The 20097-nt window shown below is 28.4% G+C and carries 19 protein-coding genes; 14 read left to right on the top strand and 5 right to left on the bottom strand.

Annotated elements, in window-relative coordinates:
• Positions 1-449: 449 nt before the first annotated feature.
• Positions 450-1352 carry a hypothetical protein gene (locus tag Q0K52_RS11405; RefSeq protein ID WP_297299508.1) on the top strand — a complete coding sequence of 301 codons (903 nt, stop codon included), beginning with the start codon at positions 450-452 and terminating at the stop codon, positions 1350-1352.
• A complete protein-coding gene (locus tag Q0K52_RS11410) occupies positions 1309-1959 on the top strand; it encodes a hypothetical protein (protein WP_297299510.1) in 651 nt (216 codons plus the stop codon). The genes Q0K52_RS11405 and Q0K52_RS11410 overlap by 44 nt, the downstream gene beginning before the upstream one ends.
• An 85-nt stretch (positions 1960-2044) precedes the next feature.
• Here Q0K52_RS11410 and Q0K52_RS11415 read toward each other — a convergent pair whose 3' ends face one another.
• Positions 2045-2479 carry an ATP-binding protein gene (locus tag Q0K52_RS11415; RefSeq protein WP_297299512.1) on the bottom strand — a complete coding sequence of 145 codons (435 nt, stop codon included), beginning with the start codon at positions 2477-2479 and terminating at the stop codon, positions 2045-2047.
• Between the two features lie 221 nt (positions 2480-2700).
• On the opposite strand from Q0K52_RS11415, the gene Q0K52_RS11420 reads away from it, so the two are divergent.
• From Q0K52_RS11420 to Q0K52_RS11475, 12 genes are all read left to right on the top strand, one after another.
• On the top strand, positions 2701-3813 hold the full coding sequence (locus Q0K52_RS11420) for a DegT/DnrJ/EryC1/StrS aminotransferase family protein (protein ID WP_297299513.1): 1113 nt from the start codon (positions 2701-2703) through the stop codon (positions 3811-3813).
• A gap of 401 nt (positions 3814-4214) precedes the next feature.
• On the top strand, positions 4215-4868 hold the full coding sequence (deoC, locus tag Q0K52_RS11425; protein ID WP_297299515.1) for a deoxyribose-phosphate aldolase: 654 nt from the start codon (positions 4215-4217) through the stop codon (positions 4866-4868).
• Between the two features lie 67 nt (positions 4869-4935).
• Positions 4936-5745: a nucleoside phosphorylase gene (locus tag Q0K52_RS11430; protein WP_297299517.1), complete on the top strand. Its 810-nt coding sequence runs from the start codon at positions 4936-4938 to the stop codon at positions 5743-5745.
• Between the two features lie 6 nt (positions 5746-5751).
• The gene (locus tag Q0K52_RS11435; RefSeq protein WP_297299519.1) at positions 5752-6537 is read left to right on the top strand and encodes a nucleoside phosphorylase; all 786 of its coding nucleotides are present in this window, start codon (positions 5752-5754) and stop codon (positions 6535-6537) included.
• An 8-nt stretch (positions 6538-6545) separates the two neighbouring features.
• Positions 6546-7634 carry a BMP family ABC transporter substrate-binding protein gene (locus Q0K52_RS11440; RefSeq protein ID WP_297299521.1) on the top strand — a complete coding sequence of 363 codons (1089 nt, stop codon included), beginning with the start codon at positions 6546-6548 and terminating at the stop codon, positions 7632-7634.
• A gap of 31 nt (positions 7635-7665) precedes the next feature.
• On the top strand, positions 7666-8745 hold the full coding sequence (locus tag Q0K52_RS11445; RefSeq protein WP_297299523.1) for a BMP family ABC transporter substrate-binding protein: 1080 nt from the start codon (positions 7666-7668) through the stop codon (positions 8743-8745).
• A gap of 68 nt (positions 8746-8813) precedes the next feature.
• Positions 8814-9890 (top strand): BMP family ABC transporter substrate-binding protein, encoded by a 1077-nt coding sequence (locus Q0K52_RS11450; RefSeq protein ID WP_297299525.1) that lies wholly within the window; start codon positions 8814-8816, stop codon positions 9888-9890.
• Positions 9891-9989: 99 nt separating this feature from the next.
• Positions 9990-11519, top strand: coding sequence for an ABC transporter ATP-binding protein (locus tag Q0K52_RS11455; RefSeq protein WP_297299527.1), 1530 nt, complete (start codon positions 9990-9992; stop codon positions 11517-11519).
• A gap of 335 nt (positions 11520-11854) precedes the next feature.
• Complete coding sequence (locus tag Q0K52_RS11460; protein ID WP_297299529.1) at positions 11855-12982, top strand: ABC transporter permease; 1128 nt, start codon at positions 11855-11857, stop codon at positions 12980-12982.
• Between the two features lie 27 nt (positions 12983-13009).
• Complete coding sequence (locus tag Q0K52_RS11465) at positions 13010-13963, top strand: ABC transporter permease (RefSeq protein WP_297299531.1); 954 nt, start codon at positions 13010-13012, stop codon at positions 13961-13963.
• 1002 nt (positions 13964-14965) lie between these two features.
• Positions 14966-16141: a M20 family metallopeptidase gene (locus Q0K52_RS11470; RefSeq protein WP_297299533.1), complete on the top strand. Its 1176-nt coding sequence runs from the start codon at positions 14966-14968 to the stop codon at positions 16139-16141.
• 108 nt (positions 16142-16249) lie between these two features.
• Complete coding sequence (locus tag Q0K52_RS11475; RefSeq protein ID WP_297299535.1) at positions 16250-16990, top strand: site-2 protease family protein; 741 nt, start codon at positions 16250-16252, stop codon at positions 16988-16990.
• Positions 16991-17217: 227 nt separating this feature from the next.
• Here Q0K52_RS11475 and Q0K52_RS11480 read toward each other — a convergent pair whose 3' ends face one another.
• Genes Q0K52_RS11480 through Q0K52_RS11495 form a run of 4 tightly spaced genes read right to left on the bottom strand, consistent with a single transcriptional unit; the run spans position 17218 to position 19900 of the window.
• Entirely contained in the window at positions 17218-18117 is a 900-nt protein-coding gene (locus Q0K52_RS11480; protein WP_297299538.1) for a hypothetical protein, read from the bottom strand.
• A 10-nt stretch (positions 18118-18127) separates the two neighbouring features.
• Positions 18128-19198, bottom strand: coding sequence for a peptidylprolyl isomerase (locus Q0K52_RS11485; protein WP_297299539.1), 1071 nt, complete (start codon positions 19196-19198; stop codon positions 18128-18130).
• 32 nt (positions 19199-19230) lie between these two features.
• Positions 19231-19629, bottom strand: coding sequence for a DUF948 domain-containing protein (locus Q0K52_RS11490; protein WP_297299541.1), 399 nt, complete (start codon positions 19627-19629; stop codon positions 19231-19233).
• Between the two features lie 7 nt (positions 19630-19636).
• Positions 19637-19900, bottom strand: a complete 264-nt coding sequence (locus tag Q0K52_RS11495; RefSeq protein ID WP_297299543.1) for a YtxH domain-containing protein — start codon at positions 19898-19900, stop codon at positions 19637-19639.
• Positions 19901-20097 lie beyond the last annotated feature (197 nt).

A 20097-nucleotide genomic window follows, 5' to 3' on the forward strand; every position in this document is an offset into this window, starting at 1 on the left:
TAAATTATGATACACCTATGTTATACTTCAAAAAGATAAGGAATACTTAAATGCAATATCTCTGGCTCCCGTGCATTGTTTTCTTTATTAATTATAAGTTTTAACATTTGCATACCAACTAATTTAAAATATTTTATAGCTTAAAGTGCATTAGCAGTTTTTTAAATAAGAACACTTTATCAAAGTAAATCAAATAGTTATTGTTCTTTTTTTGCTTGCCCAAAAAAAGAACTCAAAAAACGGCATTTCTTTTTTGTAAAAAAGAAACAAAAAACAATTACATCATTAAAAGATAGTCTTATATTTTTAGAAAGCATAAAAAATATAAACTAATAAATATTAACATGCGGGCTGTTAGCCCTTGTTTAGATTTTTTAATCATCTTATATACTGTTGCTGATTTAATTATTTAATTTATAATTGAAATATAATTTTTTAAGAGTTTTTTTATGACTAATTTAAATGTTAATGATTTAAAAGAATTTAAAGAACAGCCTACCGAATATAATACAGAAGAAGAATTGATAGATTGGCTTAAATGGGATTTGTATCAACAAGCACTTAGAAACGGTAAAATACCAAATGAAAATAATATTATAACTATCACAGATGAAGAAGAAAAAAATTATACTTTGAATATAGGAAATGATCAAAAAACAATATTGATTAATTTTCATTTTGATTTAATAAAGATTACTAATAAATCAACTGTTGAATTTAAAATTTATTTTGGTATTTTGATTTTTAAATTTGATGTTTTTATTAAGAATTTTATATTTAATAATGAAATAATATTCGTTGGAACTTACTTTAATAATAAATTAATTTTTGAGCGTATTATTTTTAATAATTCTCTAAGTTTTAATAGTATAAAAATAAATAATGAATTACATTTACATTATGTTATATTTAAAAAAAGAGTTAATTTTTTAAATATAACATTTTACTATAAAATATCTTTTTATAAAATTAATACATATGATGATATATTTTTTAATATAGTATCATTTTATACTATGTTTAGTTTAATAGACTCTACATTTAATGGTGAATTAAATTGCGAATGCAATTATCATGTTGGTAAATTATATTATAAAAATAACATTTTCTATAAAAAATTTAATTTTAGAAAATCTACATTCCATTCATTAATGGATTTTGAATTATTTAATAATACTTTTGAAAATATAGTAGATTTTTCAAATATAGAAACAGAAAAAGATATTAAATTATATCGTATAAAAGTATCTAAATCTACAAAAATTATACTTGATAATATTAATTTAAAAAAATCAAATATATATAGATTTGAACTCAGAAAAAATAAATACTTTATTATTAAAAAATATTAATATAAATAACATAATAGAATTAAGGAATATTGAAGTAGAAGAAGCAGATTTTAAAGGCACTGTTATTAATGGAGGTTTAATCAATCCAGTTAATTTCAAAGTACATAAATTCGCCAACCGTGAAAGTGCTTTATTTCTTAAACAGCAAGCCTATGCTGCAAATAATGCTATTGATGCTTTACAATATAAGGCTCAGGAAGTAGAACTACATAAAGATGAATTGATAAAAAAGAAAGATAAAACTTATAAAGATTGGGCAGATATACTTTCTATAGGTTTAAGTTCTTTATACAGCGATAATGGTCAGAATTGGGTTAAGGCTTTAGCTATGACCATAGTTATAACGGCTTTCTGTTTTACTATTTTTTATATTCCTGATTTAACTAAAGCTAATATAATACGTTTATATTATAAAAATCTATTTCCAGAATTAATAAAATATTTTATACCTACTGATTACAGCCTTATAATAGCTTATGCTGCATCTAAATTGAATTTATTTTTAAAAATATTCGGAGTTTTAGTTTATTTTTTAGGTAAAATTTTATTTTGGTACGGATCGGTGCAAACTGTTCAGGCTTTTAGAAAGTTTTCTAAAGGTTCTTAATACACTATATTTTTAATTGAATAAATTTAATAGTAATTATTTGTTATTGATGCACAAAATATATATAAAATTTTCAAGCAATTTTTTAATCTCTATACTTTATCATAACAATTTTTCTGCCGTCATCTTCATAATAAAAATCATCTGTATATAAAGAAATCAAAAATATTCCTCTGCCGCTGTCTTTATAAACATTATCCTGAGATTCAGTTAAACCTATCATTGCCAAACAATAGTCAAAACCGCTGCCTTCATCTTCTATTATTATTTCAACTTTTTCACAATCTATAGTAAAAGTAATATAAACATTTTTATTGAAATCATTTTTATTTCCATGAACTATGGCATTAGTTAATGCTTCTTCAAAGGCTATTTGTAAGGCATCACACTGCTCTACACCATTAGAATGAAGCATATTTAAAAAATAACTGGAAATTTTCGGTATTAATGACTTATCACTTTGTATTTTTATCGATGACATTTTTTTATCAACTTTATTTAAACAATACTTAGCATACATAACAATACTCTACCCAAAAACAACTACATTCCCTCTAGTCGTGTTACTATAATAAGTTACCTATAGTATAGTAAAATAAAATACACATTTCAAGTTTTTTTAAAAATATTTACATTACTATAAATAATATTTTTTATATATTATCTATTGACAATAATTTTAATTTGAATACAATTTATATAAACATAATATATATTTATTTTATATTAAAGGATTTTTTTATGAAATATATGAACCTTTATAGAGGATACGAAAAAAGAAAAGAAGCTATTGATAAAAAAATATCTTCTATTATAGAAAGAAGTCAATTTGTATTCGGTGCAGAATTAGATGAATTAGAAAAAGAATTAGCAAATTATACAGGTGCTAAATATGCTGTTGGAGTATCATCTGGACATGTTGGTTTAGTACTTTCACTTTTGGCACTAGGATTTAATGCTGGAGAAGATCATTCTAATAAAGAAGTAATAGTACCAGCTATGACTTTCTTCTCTACTGCTGAAGCTCCTGCATTTTTAGGTATGAAAGTAAGAGTATGCGATATTGATGAATACTTCAATATGGACGTAAAAAAACTAGAAAGCTTAATAAATAAAAATACTGTTGCTATTATACCAGTTAATTTATTCGGACAATGTGCTAATTATGATGTTATATTAGATATAGCTAAAAAAAATAATATTTTTGTTATAGAAGATGCTTGTCAGTCATTCGGAGCAAGCTATAAAAATATCAAATCATGTTCAGGAAAATTAGGCGATATTGCTGTAACATCATTCTTTCCAGCTAAACCATTAGGTTGTTTTGGTGACGGCGGAATGGTATTTACTAATAATGAAGATTTCTATACAAATCTCAAACAATTACGTCATCATGGTGATGAAGGCGGAATGACTCATATAAAATTAGGTACTACAGGAAGATTGGACAATTTACAGGCTGGAATATTATTAGAAAAATTCAAAGGCTTCGATAAAGATATGGATCATAGAAGAAATGCTGCTGAATATTATAATGAAAAATTAAAAGATGTAGTAAAAGTACCGCAAGTTGCTGAATATACTCAAAGCGTACATGCTCAATATGTTATACAAGTAGAAAACAGAGATGAAGTTAGAGCTAAATTAACAGAATTAGAAGTACCTACTGCTCTTTACTACCCTCACCCTATACATTTAGCTCCTGTATTAGTTAAAAAGTTAGGATATAAAGAAGGAGATATGCCAGTATCTGAATATGCTTCAAAACATAATTTGGCTTTGCCTATAGATAATGACATTCTTAAAGAAGAACAGGATATAGTTATAGAAGCTATCAAAAAAGTTGTAAAATAAAAAGATAGCTGAAGTCATAAAATAAATTTATTTGTTATATATAGCTGCAAGCATAGAGATAAACGCTTAAAAATATCTTACAACTTTATTTGTCAGTTATCAAATGTTGTTTATCACTTAAAAACTTAATAAGATTTATCAGTATATAATTTTAATTAGCTATAATATAAATAATAATATATATAAAATGGGAGAGTATTATTCTCCCATTTTGTACAATTCATAATATTTTTCATCATTTATTCAAATAAAACTTTCACAAATAAAACTATTTTTTTATTTTACATGATTTAAAGAAATTAATTTATTATACTATATAGTATAGATAAATTATATTGTATACATAATAAATTTGACAAATAGTACAATGTTTTATATTATATAAAATAGAGGTGTAAAAGATGAACAGGATAAGTAAATTAATCGATCATACCATTCTCAAACCAGAGGCAACAATAGATGATATAAGAAAGTTATGCATAGAAGCAAAAGAATATGGATTTTATTCTGTATGCGTAAATTCAGCTTATGTTAATGTTGCTTATAATTTCTTACTGCATTCAGATGTCAAGGTCTGTTCTGTAGTAGGTTTTCCTCTGGGTACAATGATGAAGGAAGCAAAAGCATACGAAACCAAAGTAGCTATTGACAGCGGTGCTGATGAAATAGATATGGTAATAAATGTAGGCTTGCTAAAAAGTAAAAAAATAGATCTTTTTGAACGTGACATAAAAAAAGTAAGAGATGCATGTCATGCCAGTGTATTAAAAGTCATTATAGAAACCTGCCTTTTAACTGATCAAGAAAAAGTATTAGCATGTAAAATAGCCAAAGAATGCGGAGCCGATTTTGTGAAAACATCTACAGGATTTTCTACTGCCGGTGCCACAGAACATGATGTAAAACTCATGAGAGAAGCAGTAGGAAAAGAAATGGGTGTAAAAGCTTCAGGCGGAATAAAAACTTATGAAGACGCTTTAAAAATGATTGAAGCCGGTGCAAACAGATTAGGCACAAGCAATGGGATAGCTATAGTAAAAGCAGAAAAACAATAAGGATTTTATTATATTTTTTATAATTATTAATCTTTAACTGTTTATTATATCATTAGGAGTTAAAGTTATGGAAGTGAAAGCATTTTATGATGAAGAAGCAGCTAAAAACGGCCTTCTTCAATACCATATCAAATTAAAGAAAGGTGATGTTGCTAGATATGTGCTTCTTCCGGGAGATCCGAAAAGAGTCGGCTATATAGCAAATTTTTTAGATGATGTAGAGTTAAAAGCTGATTATAGAGAATATGTCACTATAACAGGTAAATATAAAGGAGTAGATGTATCAGTAACTTCTACAGGAATAGGAGGCCCTTCCGCTTCAATTGCTATGGAAGAACTCATCAAAGTTGGTGCTGATACATTTATAAGAGTTGGTACTGCTGGAGGATTAAGTCTAAAAGTAAGACCAAATGATTTAGCCATAGCACAAGCTGCTATAAAAGATGAAGGCACAACAAAAGAATATATACCTCTTGAATATCCTGCCATTGCTAATACAGATATTATGCTTGCATTAAGAGATACAGCTAAAAAAAGAAATCATAATTATCATATAGGCGTAGTACATAGTAAAGACTGTTTCTATGGAGAATTAGAACCTCAAAATTCATTCTTTAGAGAAAAATTTGAAAATAATCTAAAATATTATACTTTATGCGGAGCAATAGCCTCAGAAATGGAATGTGCTGCTTTATTTGCATGTGCATCATTAAGAAGAGTGAGAGCAGGCGGTATAATGCATATAGTAGAAAATACTATGGTAGAAAGAATGGGTACTCACTTAGAATACAGTGACAGCATAGAAAATATGATATTAACAGCCCTAGAAGCTATAGTATTATTAAATGAAAAAGACAAAAATGCTAAAAAGGGGTAATCAAATATGTTTCCAAAAGCCTATTATAAAGAAAATGAAAATTTAGTACATCATCTAAAATTAAAAAAAGGAGATGTAGGCAGATATGTAATAATGCCTGGAGATCCTAAAAGATGTTCAAAAATAGCTAAAAGATTTGACAATGCAGAATTAATAGCAGACTATAGAGAATATGTAACTTATACAGGTTATATAAACGGAGTTAAAGTTTCTACTACTTCACATGGTATAGGCGGCCCTTCAACAGCTATAGCTTTAGAAGAACTTATAAAAGTCGGTGCTGATACATTTATAAGAGTTGGTACATGCGGCGGTATGAATATGGACGTATTACCTGGAGATGTTGTTATAGTAAATGGTGCCATCAAAGGCGGCGGCACTATGGATAATTATATACCAAAAGAATTTCCATGCGTACCTAGTATAGATGTTTTGGAAGCTATGATTGAAGGTGCTGAAAAAGTAAAAACAAGAACACATGTAGGTGTAGTTCAATGTAAAGATGCTTTTTATGCTCAGCATGCCCCAGAAAGTATGGCTGTTGATAAAGAATTATTATACAAATGGGACAGTTATATAAAAGCAGGCTGTTTAGCTTCTGAAATGGAATCTGCCACATTGTTTGCTGTAGGTGCTGCTAAAAATGTACGTACTGGTGCTGCAATGTTAGTACTGCATAATCAAGAAAGAATAAAAAATAATATTAATGATCCAAAAGATTATACAGGCGAAGAGGCCATAGATTTAATAATAGAATCTATAAAAATTTTAATAGAAAAAGATAAGATTTAGGTTGCGGCATGTATAGGAAAATAGTGTTATTGTTATTTTTTATCATTTTATTACTATCATCTTGTAATGTAAATATGGAAGCAGAAGACGATACAACAAGCGGTGCTGAAATAGCAGTATTAATAGATTTAGGTACAATAGATGATAAATCCTTTAACCAAAGTTCTTGGGAAGGTGTAGAAGACTATGCCGAAACTAGAGGAATAACTTATCAATATTATAAAGTTCCGAAGAAAAATAAAGATTTAGATTCTTTTATAAAGACTGTAGATATGGCAGTAGATAATGGAGCAAAAATAGTTGTAAGTACTGGATTTATTTTCCAAGAAACAATTTATACAGTACAAGATGATTATCCTGATGTTAATTTTATTCTTATAGACGGCGTTCCTCAGCGTAAAGGTGATATAAAAATAGCAAGCAACACTACTTCTATTTTATTTGCTGAAGAAGAAGTTGGTTTTTTAGCAGGTTATTCTGTAGTTAAAGACGGATATACTAATTTAGGAGTAATAGCAGGTCTGCCCTATCCTACTGTAAAGAGATTTGGTTATGGATTTATACAAGGTGCAGATTTTGCTGCTTCTGAATTAGAACTTGATAAACATTCTATTAAAATAAAATATAATTATATTGGAAATTTTGATGATACTGAGGAAAATCAAAAGCAAGCTGAAAACTGGTATAATGAAGGCGTGCAGGTAATATTTGCTCCTGCTGGCGGTGCTGCTTATTCAGTTATGAGAGCTGCTGAAAAAACAGGTGGGTTAGTAGTAGGAATAGATGTTGATCAGAGTTTTGAATCTCCTACTGTTATTACTTCCGCTGTAAAAATGATAAGAGAGTCTGTTTATAATGCTATTGATCATTATTATAAGGGAAGGTTCGATGGAGGAAAAACCGTTATTTTAGATGCCAAAGTTAATGGTGTAGGTCTTCCTATGGATAATTCTAAGTTCAGAACATTTAGCAGAGAAAATTATAATAATATTTATAAAATGCTTGTTAATAAAAGGATAGTTGTGTTAAAAGATACTTATACAGAAACTCCTAAAGGATTACCTGCAAGGATAGTTAAAGTAGATTATATAGAATAAATTTAATATTCTATATAGAGGAATAACAAATATGAAAAGAATTTTTATTTTAATTGTTATAGCTGCTGTTTTTGCTTCTGTTATGTTATGCTGTAAAGGAAATAAAGACAGTAATAATTTTGAAATAGCTGTTTTAATAGATTTAGGTACTGTTGATGATAAGTCTTTTAATCAAGGCTCTTGGGAAGGAGTAAAAGACTATGCGGAAAATTACGGAATTACTCATAAGTATTATAAAGTACCAGACAAAGATATTGAATCATATTTAAATACAATAGATTTAGCAGTAAAAGGCGGAGCAAAATTAATAGTAACACCTGGCTATATGTTTGAACCTGCCATTTATAAAGCACAAGACATTTACACAAATGTACATTTCATATTAATAGACGGTGAGCCTCAAGACGGAACTTATACTGATTATAAAACAGCATCAAATACAATTGCAATTCTTTATGCTGAAGAAGAAGCAGGATTTTTAGCTGGTTATGCTATAGTAAAAGAAGGCTATAAAAATTTAGGTGTTTTAGCAGGAGTAGCCCACCCTGCAGTTATAAGATTTGGTTACGGATTTGTACAAGGTGCTGAATACGCTGCTAATGAATTACAGCTTCCAAAAAATTCTATTAATATAAAATATACTTATGTAGGAAATTATGATGCAAGCCCAGAAAATCAAACATTGGCTACTTCTTGGTATAAAAGCGGTGCAGAAGTAATATTTGCTCCTGCAGGCGGTGCTGCTTATTCAGTAATGAGTGCCGCTGAAAATAATAACGGATTAGTTATAGGAGTAGATGTTGATCAAAGTTTCGAATCTCCTACTGTTATTACTTCATCTATGAAAATGATAAGAGAATCTGTTTATAATGCAGTTGCTTCATATTATAATAATACTTTTGACGGCGGAAAAACTGTTATTTTAGATGCTAAAGTTAATGGTGTGGGTCTTCCTATGAATACCTCAAAATTTAAAGTATTTACTGAAGCAGACTACAACTATATATATAATCAACTTATAAAGAAAAGTATAAATATATTAAAAGATACCGATGCAACAAGTGTAACAGAATTACCTGTAAAATTGGTAAAAGTAGATTATATAAAATAGTATATATTTAAAGTTTTGGCTTTAATAAAATTAAGCATAAATATTTTATCAAACAGGAGAATGAGAATATGAAAAAATTGCTCACTTCAATCATCATTATTATGGCTTTTATGGTAATTGTTTCATGCGGCGGCGGTAATAAATCTGGCGGATATGAACTAGCATTAATCACTGATGTTGGTACTATAGATGACAGATCATTTAACCAAGGTGCTTGGGAAGGTTTAACTCAGTATGCTCAGGAAAAAGGCATATCTCATAAATATTATCAGCCTGCTCAAAAAACTACTGATGCTTATGTAGATGCTATAGATTTAGCAGTTGCTGCCGGAGCAAAATTAGTAGTAACTCCAGGTTTCTTATTTGAACCTGCTGTTTATAAAGCACAAGACACTCACCCTAATGTTAATTTCGTACTTTTAGATGGTACTCCTCAAGACGGCACTTACACTGATTTCAGAATTGAAAAAAATGTTTATTCTGTACTTTATGCAGAAGAACAAGCCGGTTTCTTAGCTGGATATGCTATAGTAAAAGAAGGATACACTAATTTAGGTGTTATGGCTGGTATGGCTGTTCCTGCAGTTATAAGATTCGGTTATGGTTTCGTTCAAGGTGCAAATTATGCTGCTAAAGAAATGAAATTAGCTTCTGGAAGCGTAAAAATCAACTATACTTATATAGGAAATTTCAATGCTACTCCTGAAAACCAAACTTTAGCTACTTCTTGGTATCAAAGCGGTGTACAAGTAATATTTGCTCCTGCAGGCGGTGCTGGAAACTCTGTTATGAGTGCTGCTGAACAAAATAATGCTTTAGTTATAGGTGTAGATATAGACCAAAGTGCTGAATCTCCTACAGTTATCACTTCTGCTATGAAAATGCTTGGAGAATCTGTATACAATGCTATAGATGATTTCTATAAAAATCAATTCCCTGGCGGAAAATCTGTTATACTTGATGCCAAAGTTAATGGTATAGGTCTTCCTATGAAAACTTCAAGATTCAAAGTATTCAATCAAAATGATTATGATTTAATATATCAAACTTTAATTTCAGGTAGTGTAAAAGTTCTTACAGACAAAGATGCTAAAGATGTTAATCAATTACCTTTAGATATAGTTAAAGTTAATTTTATACAATAATTAAAAGTTAGTCTAAATTTTAGAGATACCACCATTTATTAATGTTGGTATCTCTTTTATGGTTATAAAAATTTTGCGGATAAACGGGGATAAAAAAATATGGAAAATTCAGAATATGTTGTTGAAATGCTTAATATTACTAAACGTTTTAAAGGAATAGTAGCCAATGACAATATTACTATACAATTAAAACGCGGAGAAATTCATGCTTTGCTTGGTGAAAATGGTGCCGGCAAATCTACGCTTATGAGTGTACTTTTTGGACTTTATAAGCAGGAAGAAGGAATTATTAAAGTTAATGGTAAAGAAGTGAATATTGACAATCCTAATACTGCTAATGCTCTTGGTATTGGTATGGTGCATCAGCATTTTAAACTTGTTCATAATTTCACTGCTTTAGAAAATATTATGCTTGGAGTAGAAACAGTAAAATATGGTATGCTTCAAGTTGATGATGCCAGAAAAAAAGTAATGGAACTTAGTAAAACTTATGGTCTTGAAATTTATCCCGATGCCCTTATTAGCGATTTGACTGTAGGTATGCAGCAAAGAGTTGAAATTTTAAAAATGTTATACAAAGACAATAATATACTTATTTTCGATGAACCTACTGCAGTACTTACACCTAATGAAATTGAAGAACTTATGAAAATAATGAAGTCATTAGCTAATGAAGGAAAATCTATTCTTTTTATAACTCATAAATTAAATGAAATAAAAGAAGTTGCTGATAGATGTTCTGTTTTAAGAAAAGGAAAATACATTGGAACAATAGATGTAAAAACTACTACAAAAGAGCAAATGTCAGAAATGATGGTAGGAAGAAAGGTATCTTTAGTAGTAGAAAAAACTGAAGCTAAACCAAAAGATGTTATTTTATCTGTAAAAGATTTAAGTGTAAAATCACATGGAAGTACAAAAAATGTTGTTAATAATGTATCTTTTGAAGTACGTGCCGGTGAAATAGTATGTGTTGCTGGTATTGACGGAAACGGACAAACTGAGCTCATATATGCTTTAACTGGTCTTACAGAAATGAGTAATGGAAATGTTAGCTTAAATGGAAAAGATATTACTAATTTATCTATAAGAAATAAAACTTTAAGCGGTATAGGACATATTCCAGAAGATAGACATAAACATGGTCTTGTACTTGATTATACACTTGGAGAGAATTTAATACTTCAAACTTATTTCACTGATAAATTCCAGAAAAACGGATTCTTAAAATTCAAAGAAATGGAAGAATATTCTAAAGTATTAATAGATAGATTTGATATAAGAAGTGCTCAAGGTTCTAAAACAATAGCAAGAAGTATGTCTGGTGGTAATCAGCAGAAGGCTATTATCGCTAGAGAAATAGACAGAAACCCTGATTTACTTATAGCTGTTCAGCCTACAAGAGGATTAGATGTTGGTGCTATAGAATATATACATAAAGAATTAATAAGACAGCGTGATAATGGAAAAGCTGTTTTACTTGTTTCTTTAGAACTTGATGAGGTAATGAATTTAAGTGACAGAATACTTGTTATGTATGAAGGCGAAATAGTAGCAAATGTTTACCCTAAAGATTTGACTATTAATGAACTTGGTCTTTATATGGCAGGCTCTAAAAGAAGTGCATAATTTTTTGGTTTATAGTGTATTAGAAATTTTATTTTATATATTCTTTTGGTTTAATAGTTGTTATGAGAAACATAAATAGAATGAATGATTACTTTGTGTGTTACCTTCTAGGCTCAATTAGTAATGAAAATATACTCAAATATTATGTGTATAAAGAAATTCATAATCTAAAAACTATCAATATACAAAATTTTCTTAAAAATATTAATTTAAAAGAATATATTTTTAATACTAAAAATATTATTAAAAAGTTAATGATTATTAGCTTATGGCAGTTCTCAGAAGTCTAAAAAATCATAATAGATAATTATACTGTTGTTATAAAAGGAGTACTTATGAGTGATAACAATAATCTCAAAAACAAATTATCAAACATTTTAGAGAAAGATGGCTTTATTAATATATTTTCATCTTTTCTCGCAATTATTATAGGGTTGCTTTTAGGGCTAATAATACTTCTTATAAGCAATGCTGCTGATGCCTTTCCTGCCTTTATGACCATACTTTCAGGAGGATTTTCAGGAGGCGGCAGAGGTATGGGGCAGGTTATATATACTGCTACTCCTTTAATATTAACAGGACTTTCTGTTGGTTTTGCTTTCAAAAATGGTCTATTTAATATAGGAGCTTCTGGACAATTTATAGTTGGTGCTTATGCTGCTGTACTTGTAGCTATTAAATGTACTTTTCTTCCGCCTGCTATTCATTGGCTAGTTGCTTTGCTTGCTTCTTTTATAGCTGGAGGACTTTGGGCTTATTTGCCTGGTTTTTTAAAAGCTCATTTCAATGTTAATGAAGTTATTTCAAGCATAATGATGAACTATATTGGTATGTATTTAGTCAATTATCTCGTTACTCTTACAGTTTACGATATGCTTAAAAACCAATCTCAAAATATACCTCCTTCTGCTATGATGCCTACAATGGGACTTAATGTTATATTCAAAGGTTCAAGTGCCAATGGAGGCTTTTTCATTGCTGTTATAGTAGTAATCATTGTGTATATAATACTTTCAAAAACTACATTCGGTTTTGAACTTAAAGCATGCGGTCTTAATAAAGATGCTAGTAAATATGCTGGTATTAACGAAAAAAGAAATATTATTCTTTCTATGGTAATAGCTGGTGCTTTAGCAGGACTTGGCGGAGGACTTTTATATCTTTCTGGTGTTGGTAAGCATATAGAGGTTGTTGATGTTCTTGCTGAGGAAGGATTTATGGGTATACCTATTGCTTTACTTGGACTTTCTCACCCTATAGGAATATTAATAGCAGGTCTTTTCATTGCTCATATTACTGTAGGCGGTTTTTATATGCAAATATACAATTTTACTCCTGAAATTATAGAAATGATTATTGCTTCTATAATATATTTCAGTGCTTTCGCTTTGCTATTTAAATCTATTGTTGGATTTATATCAAAGAAAATAAAGAAAACAGAAGAAAAGAATGCTAATGAGTAAAGTTAGTAAAATAAAAAGGAGTTTTTAATGGAAACAATTTATTTTTTAGTACAGCAAACAATGTTTTTCTCTATACCTCTTTTACTTGTAGCATTAGGCGGAATGTTCTCTGAAAGAAGCGGTGTAGTTAATATTGCCCTTGAAGGTATAATGATAATTGGAGCTTTCGCCGGAATATTTTTCATAAGCAGATTCGGTGCTCTTTTCCCTCCAACTGTAACATTATTCATAGCTATGATAATTTCTGCTTTATCTGGAATAATATTCTCTTTGCTTCATGCTTATGCTGCTATTAGTATGAGTGCTGATCAGGTTATAAGCGGTACTGCTTTAAATATATTCGCACCTGCTTTTGCTATATATGTTACTAGAGCTATACAAGTAGTTCAGCAAATAACTTTTGTTAATAATTTCAGAATAGAATCTGTACCTATATTAGGAAGCATACCTATAATAGGAGGATTATTCTTCAAAAACACATACATAACAACATACATAGGATTCATAATATTAGCCTTATCTTGGTTTGTGCTTTATAAAACTAGATTCGGTCTTAGACTTAGAAGCTGCGGAGAGCACCCTCAAGCTGCAGATTCTGTAGGTATCAATGTTTATAAAATGCGTTACATTGGTGTTGCTATATCAGGAGCTTTAGGCGGTTTAGGCGGATTGGTATTTGTTATTCCTACTTCTACAAACTTCAATGCTACTGTTGCTGGTTACGGATTCTTGGCTTTGGCAGTACTAATATTCGGACAATGGAAGCCTATGAAAATACTTTATGCAGCATTTTTCTTCGGTCTTATGAAAACATTAGCTTCTGCTTATTCAGGAATACCAATTCTTGCTAATTTGCCTATATCAAACAATATATACAAAATGATACCTTATATAACAACTATAATAGTACTTGCATTCACTTCTAAAAATTCACAAGCTCCTAAAGCATCTGGTGTACCTTATGATAAGAGTGTAAGATAATTAATTAATATTATTATTACAAAGCTGAGAGGAAATTAAAACTCTCAGCTTTTTTATTTATAATTTCTTAAACGCACGGTGAATAAAATTTTAAATATAATTAAATTCAAATCACAAATAAATCTATTTTTTAGCTTAATTCTACGTGCGGTGATAACACAATAAAGTAAAAAAAACTTGGGTGGGCAGTTAAAATAACTATTAAAACAAAAAAGAAAAAATGATACTAAAATATCAGAAAAGATTATAAGCCTAGAGGGTGGGAAAATGTAATAAGATTTTTAAACTTAGCTTAATTCTACGTGCGATGATAACACAATAAAGTTAAAAAAAACTTGGGTGGGCAGTTAAAATAACTATCAAAACAAAAAAGAAAAAATGATACTAAAATATCAGAAAAGATTATAAGCCTAGAGGGTGGGAAAATGTAATAAGATTTTTAAACTTAGCTTAATTCTACGTGCGATGATAACACAATAAAGTTAAAAAAACTTGGGTGGGCAGTTAAAATAACTATCAAAACAAAAAAGAAAAAATTATACTAAAATATCAAAAAGAATTATAAGCCTAGAGGGTGGGAAAATGTAATTAATTTTTTAAACTTTTATTACATTCCCCGCCCTTTATATTTTATAACTATATTATTAATATTAATATTAATATTAATTATCTTCATAGATTAATTAGAAATTCCAACACCCGCCCAAATGTTGATTAAATTTAAAATTTCTTAAACGCACGGTGAACAAAACTTTAAATATAATTAAATTTGAATTAAGAATAAATCTATATTCTTAGTTTTACTCTGCGTGCGGTGATAACACAATAAAGTTAAAAAAACTTGGGTGGGTAGCTAAAATAACTATTAAAACAAAAAAGAAAAATTATACTAAAATATCAAAAAGAATTATAAGGATATAGGGCGGGTAAATGTGATTAAAGTTTGTAAAATATTTATTTTCTATATATAATTAAAATAAATTTTATATATTGGATTTTTTTATGCTTAAATATGATTCAAAAGAAATATTAGATTATGTTATAAAATGCAGAAGATATTTGCATTCTATACCTGAACTTGGAAGCGATTTACCTAAAACTCAGGAATTTGTAATAAATGAACTTAATAATTTTAAAAATATTAAATATACAAAAAACCAAAAAGATTCCGGCATTATAGCCTATATTAATGGAAATAAAACAGATAATTCAAAAACTGTGGCTTTAAGAGCAGATATGGACGCTTTGCCTATAAAAGAAGAAACAGATTTTGAATATAAATCCTGTAATAACAATATGCATGCATGCGGTCATGATGCCCATGCTGCAATACTTTTAGGAGCTTGCAAAATACTTAATGATAATATAGATGAGTTTTCAGGAACTGTTAAATTTTTATTTCAAACAGGAGAAGAAACAGGAACAGGTGCCAAAATAATGATTGAAGAAAATGCCTTAAAAGATGTTGAGGCAATATTAGGAGTACATGTTGGAAGTTTTGCTTTGGATACTCCTAATGGTTTTTTCATTATCCAAGAAGGCCCTATACTTGCTTCTACAGATAAAATTATAATAAGAGTTAAAGGAAAAGGAACACATGGAGCTTATCCTCATGCGGGTGTTGATCCTATAGTTATGTCTGCTGAAATTATTAATGGACTTCAATCAATAATAACTAGAGAAATAGATCCATCTGAAACTGTTGTTTTATCACTTTGCAAAATCAATGGAGGCAGTGCATTTAATATTATACCAGATGTTATAGAAATAGAAGGTACTATAAGAACTTTTAGTAATGAAGTACGTGATTTCTTTATAAAAAGAATAAAAGAAAAATCAAAATTAATTGCAGAATCATTAAGAGGAGAATGCGATATTGAAATAATAGAATATGCATGTGTAACTAATAATGATAAAGATATAACTAATACAGTAAAAAATACTGCACAAAAAATATTTTCAGATGATGCCGTTTGGAATCATTATTATAAGCCTAGTATGGGAGGAGAAGATTTTTCTTATTATTTAAGAGAAGTTAAAGGGTGTTTTGCTTTATTTTCTACTATAACTGATAAAAAAATACCTAATCATAATAGTAAATTTGAAATTAATGAAAGTAAATTAAATATGCCTTCAGAACTTATGGCTAATTGGGCTATTAACTTTTTAAATAGATGATATTACATAAATTAAATTATACTGTTTATTATTTAGTGACACATAGACAAAATATAAATTTTTTATTATATTTAAAACGAAATTAATATTTTTAGGGAAACAATAAGAATGGTATATGAAATTTTTTCTAATAGATTTTCAATAGGAATAATATCCTATGTTGTTTTTATAATATCAGCAAGTACACATGAATACTCACATGCCAGAACTGCATACACACTTGGAGACAGAACAGCTATGCGTCTTGGAAGGCTTACACTTAATCCATTAGCCCATGTTGATATATTAGGAACTGTTATACTGCCATTACTTGCTGCTATTACTGGAATTCCTGTTATAGGTTGGATGAAAGCAGTACCTGTTAATCCTAATAACTTTAATAATTTTGAAAGAGATCAGGCATTAGTATCATTTGCGGGTCCTTTTGCTAATTTAATAATGGCTACTATAGCATTTATTATAATGAAAATACTTACTTTTACAGTTAATGGTACTTTCATAATATATAAACTTATAATGCTTTTAGAGCAGCATAGTAATATTGTAACTAATATAATGCTTAATGCCTTACCTATAGTTTTAACAATGTTATTTATGTTTTATGTAATAAATATAATGCTTATGTTTTTTAATCTTTTGCCTTTTCCTCCATTAGATGGCGGTTGGATATTGAGATTCTTTTTATCTCCAAGAGGAAAAGAAACTTATGATAAAATATATCCTTATGGATTTTTAATATTATATGCTTTATTATTCGTTGGAATACTAAGAACTGTATTATCATTTATACAAACTATGTCACAATATATATTAGGAAGTGAAACTATAAAAATAATATTTTCTATATAATGTATTGTATAATTCTTATTAACGCACGATGAATAAAATTTTAGATATAATTAAGTTTGAATTCAAAATTAATATACATTTTTAGCTTTACTCTGAAGGCGGTCAATAAATAACAATTTAAAAAAAGTTGGGTGGAAGTAAAAATAACAGTAAAAAATAAAAATAATATAAAAATATCAGAAAAGATTGAAAGTCTAAAAAGCGGGCAATCATAATTTCATTAATTGTTATTCTTTTTTAAACTTTCCATGCCACCAATCCCATTTAGGTGAATAAAACATATATTCTATAGAAAAATAAAATGTAGAAGTATTAGGAGCATAACCTTTACCCCATACAACTTTATGATAAGATACTGTCATATATAAAAAATCAGATATAGTAGCTTTAAATTTAACAAAAGGTTCTAAATATGTAAGTTTAGATTCTTTAGTATAAGGAAATACATAAGTTACCCCTGTATATAAAGTAATAAATGGAGAAGTTATGATTTCAAGTCCGCCCATTATTTCACCAGTTGTTAAAATATCTTTGAAAAAATTATCTCTAGTATCAAAAGTATAAGAAAATAAAAAATTTAAAGGTATTACTTTAGGTACACCAGCCAACATTATAGTAGCATACATATTAAACGGATCTTTAATATTTCCATATACAAAATTATTTTTCTGAAATGTATATCCTATACCAACTTTTGCCCCTATAGATAAATACCAATCTAAAAATGTAGCTTTGATAGATGCATTGATAGAATCAAAACCAAAAACATCTGTCATATTCGTAGCACTTGTTATATCATTTCTTGAATCTTGTCTTTGATATGTAAAACTAGCGGATACATCTAATTCTAAATATTTAATAGGTCTTACACTGAAATAAGGCATAAATGTAAAATATAAATCCCTTCTGCTTATATTTTCATTATAAGGATCCAATGTATATAACTGTCCATTAAACCAAGAGTTATACTCACTAAATATTCCGCCTATTCCAGCAGAAAACATTTTAGTTTTTTGTATAAGAGGAGATACATCAAAAGAAAAATCGTTTCTCCTAGCAAAAGAAATTTGTGAAAAACAGAATAATATAATAAATACAAAATATACAACAAATAATCTATTTTTCATAACTCAGGAATTATTTCTTTAACAAATCAAGATTTTTTTCTATATTATATCTATATCTTAAATCAGTAACCAATATTTGATATTTTTGTTGTGTTTTAGCTTCTATAACCATAGTCTCTAAAGCCTTTTGAGCATCAGCATAAGGAAGCGAATCTATATTGTACATTTTACCATATTGCTCATAAGCTAAATTAATTTCTTCTTCAGTAGGTTTAGGTATAGTAGATCTTATAGTCTTATCTATAAAATTAGCAGTAACAGCACTTCTAGTTAAGAAATTCTCTATAGCTTTAGCCTGAGGAGTATCATAAAAACCAGTCTTTTTTGCTTCATACATCATCACTTCACGTGCCACAAAAGCTTTAAACATACCCTCTTTTGCCTGCATTCTTAAAGCAGCCGGTATATTAGCTCCTGCCTGCTTTATAGATTCATTAAACATATCATTAAATTCAGAAAGAGGTATAGTTGTTTCTTCTATAGTAATACAAGGATCAGAAGTTACTGAATATTTCAAATTATAATTAGTTTGAGCAGCTGCTATAATTTTATCATATTCATTACGCATACGCTCTTGAAGTATTGTTGTTTCTATATCCATAGCAACTTGTTCATAAGTTACATTTCTTCCAACTGCTGCTTGTATACGGCTTCTATTTTCATTAAAAAATTTTCTTTTTTCTTCATCAGTAACAACAGCGAAATCATCAGCTACTTTTTCTTGCATATAAAGCTGAGATAATTGATTATCACGTTCTTTAGAAATTAATTGAACAACTTCATCATCTTTATCATAACCTTCTTCCACAGCTTTCATATATACAAGTTCCTGCTCTATAAGCTGAGAAGCAAATTGCCATAATTGCAAATCATTAGTAAGTATAATATTTACAGCCTCAGCAGGGGCCCCTCTAAAAATTGTAAGGTTTGAAATTTCAGATAAACAATCCTGAACTGTCATAAGCTTTTTAACATTGGTTTGATTATCTCTTATTCTAATTACCCAATTAGTATCTTCAGAATATAAAAATGAACAAAATAAAGTTATAGAAAAAAGTACTAAAAAAATTTTTTTTATCATAACAAAATAAATCCTAATTAAAATTCACTTACTTAAAAATCATCATCTTCATCAGTATTATTGGATTTCTTTTTACCTTTAAAAAGGTCTATTATAGATTTGAATATATTGATAATACTAATATTGTTGGCAAACTCTTTAGTCATTATACTAAAATTATTGACGCTGCTGGATAAGTTATTAATTACTTCATGTACATTGCCTAAAGTAGTTTTTGCTTTATTTGCTTCTTCATCTACTACGATACTAATATTATTAATTTTTTCACTAATAGACTCAATATTTTCTAATATTCTATCAAATCTATTAGTGAATCTAAAATAACCAGCAAGTAAAACAAAAAATATAGCTAAAACCAATATAAGAATTGATATTGCTATAAAAGCTAAAGATATAGCTATAACATTAATTTGAAATGTAATATCTTGCATATTGTTATTATTCTTCTACTTCTTCAGAAGTTCTTTTTTTTCTTTTTTCAAAGAAATCATTAGTTTTTTCTTTGCCTTTTTCTACTAATTCAGAAGTTTTTAAAACGCTTCTATGATAAATATCATCTACTTTAAATTTGATATTGTCCATAGTTTCTTTAATATCTTCTCTAGTTTCTTCACCTGCTTTTGGAGCAAATAATACTCCTAATGCTAAACCAGCTGTTAAGCCTAGTAGAAAAGAAAACATACTTGAAGCTTCTTTAGACATAATAATATCCCTCCTAGTTATATAATTTGCTTTTAATATTAAATTTAATTTACATTTTTGTCAACCAAATATAATGCTTTTATAAAACTTATTTTTATACAAAAAGTAATAAATTAGCATATATTGCACAGGAGCCAGACATATTGCATTAAGTATTCCTTAGTTTTTTAAAGTATAACATAGGTGTATCATAATTT

It is taken from the genome of uncultured Brachyspira sp. (assembly GCF_944390845.1).
GTDB lineage: Bacteria > Spirochaetota > Brachyspiria > Brachyspirales > Brachyspiraceae > Brachyspira > Brachyspira pulli.